The sequence below is a fragment of the Brevundimonas sp. genome, from assembly GCF_032107865.1.
In the GTDB taxonomy this organism is placed as follows: Bacteria; Pseudomonadota; Alphaproteobacteria; order Caulobacterales; family Caulobacteraceae; genus Brevundimonas.
Map to the genome: position 1 here is coordinate 1 of NZ_DAMCNG010000346.1, position 1,738 is coordinate 1,738.

The 1,738-nt window shown below is 69.8% G+C and carries 2 protein-coding genes and 1 pseudogene; all 3 read left to right on the forward strand.

Translation table 11 applies throughout. The annotated features are described in order from the left end of the window. The coding region (locus RT567_RS16510) for a PhoH family protein (RefSeq protein WP_313577282.1) at positions 1–696 on the forward strand (696 nt) is incomplete at its 5' end. After that, positions 693–1,163 carry an rRNA maturation RNase YbeY gene (ybeY, locus tag RT567_RS16515; RefSeq protein ID WP_313577283.1) on the forward strand — a complete coding sequence of 157 codons (471 nt, stop codon included), beginning with the start codon at positions 693–695 and terminating at the stop codon, positions 1,161–1,163. The genes RT567_RS16510 and ybeY, both read left to right, overlap by 4 nt. After that, positions 1,160–1,738, forward strand: a pseudogene (locus RT567_RS16520) (apolipoprotein N-acyltransferase); the annotation flags it as partial. The gene ybeY and the pseudogene RT567_RS16520, both read left to right, overlap by 4 nt.

Sequence of the window (1,738 nt, forward strand, 5' to 3'; positions counted from 1 at the left end):
GCGGCCTTGCCGGTCGGCCGTCGCGGCGCCATCGCCCCCAAGACGGCGTCGCAGGCGCGCTATCTGGAGATGCTGGGCCGCTGCGAGCTGACCTTCGGCGTCGGCCCGGCGGGCACGGGCAAGACCTTCCTGGCGGCGGCCTACGGCGCCTCCCTGCTGAAGCGGGGGCAGGTGGACCGGCTGGTCATCACCCGCCCGGCGGTCGAGGCGGGCGAGAAGCTGGGCTTCCTGCCGGGCGATCTGAACGAGAAGGTCGACCCCTATCTGGCCCCGATCTGGGAGTCGCTGAACGACATCCTGGGCGTCGACGACGTGCGCCGTCGTCGCGAGAAGGGCGAGATCGAAGCCGCCCCCATCGCCTTCATGCGCGGCCGTACGCTCAGCCACGCCTTCATCATCGTCGATGAGGCGCAGAACACCTCGCGGATGCAGATGAAGATGGTGCTGACCCGTCTGGGCGAGGGCGCGCGCATGGTGGTGACGGGCGATCCGTCGCAGGTCGACCTGCTGAACCCGCGCGATTCCGGACTGGCCCACGCCCTGCGTATCCTGAAGGACGTTGAGGGCGTCGGCGTGCAGCAGTTCAAGTCCGAGGACGTGGTGCGTCACGCCATGGTTGAGCGCATCGTACGCGCCTATGATTCCGATGCGGCGCGCAGCCGCCCCTTCCCCGACCTTGAGGACGCCGCCGGATGATCGAGGTCGAGATCGAGAGCGACGGCTGGACGACGACCTTGCCCGAGGCGGCGGCGATCGCCGAGCGCGCGGCTCGCGCGGCCCTCGGAACTATCGAGGGTGATGTGGTGGTGCTGCTGGCGGACGACGCGGCGGTGCAGGATCTGAACGCCCGATTCCGTGACAACGACCGGCCGACGAATGTCCTGTCTTTCCCGGCCGCCGAGAGCGCCTTTCCGCATCTGGGCGACGTGGTGTTGGGCTACGCCTATTGCACGGCGGAGGCGCAGGCGCAGGGCAAGACCCTGTCGGACCATCTGAGCCATCTGGTCGTCCACGGCGTCCTTCACCTGCTGGGCCGCGACCACGAGGACGACGCCGAGGCCGAGGAGATGGAGGCCGAGGAGCGCGAGATCCTGGCCGAATTGGGCGTCGCCGACCCCTATGCCGCCGAGAATGGTGCGATCGAGCATGAGGGCGCCGCGTGAGCGGGGCGATCGCCGCCCGGTTCGCGGGTTTGTTGAACAACCGCTGGAGCCGCATCGGCCTGGCGCTCCTGGCCGGGGCGGGCGCCGCCCTGGCGCATCCGCCGTTCGGCTTCCTGCCGGGCCTGGTGGGCTATCCGCTGCTGCTGTTGCTGGCGGATCGGGCCGGCGGCATGAAGGGCGGCTTCTGGGTCGGCTGGCTGGCGGGATTCGCCTATTTCTTCATCGGCTGCTGGTGGGTGGCCGAGGCCTTTCTGGTCAATCCGGCCCAGGCGTGGATGGCGCCTTTTGCGGCTAGCCTGCTGCCGGCGGGCATGGGGCTGTTCTGGGGTTTGGCGACCATGGCCTATCGCCGCTTCAGTCCTGGCGGGGCGCGGCGCGTCCTGTTGTTCGCGGCCCTGTTCGCACTGCTGGAGTGGACGCGCGGCCATGTGTTGACGGGCTTTCCGTGGAACCCGGCGGGCGCGGGTTGGATGGCCGGATCGGCCATGTCGCAGTTCGCCTCGATCGGCGGGGTCTATGGACTGGGCCTGGTCACGGTGGCGGCGGTCAGCGCCTTCGCGCCCCTGGCCGACGCC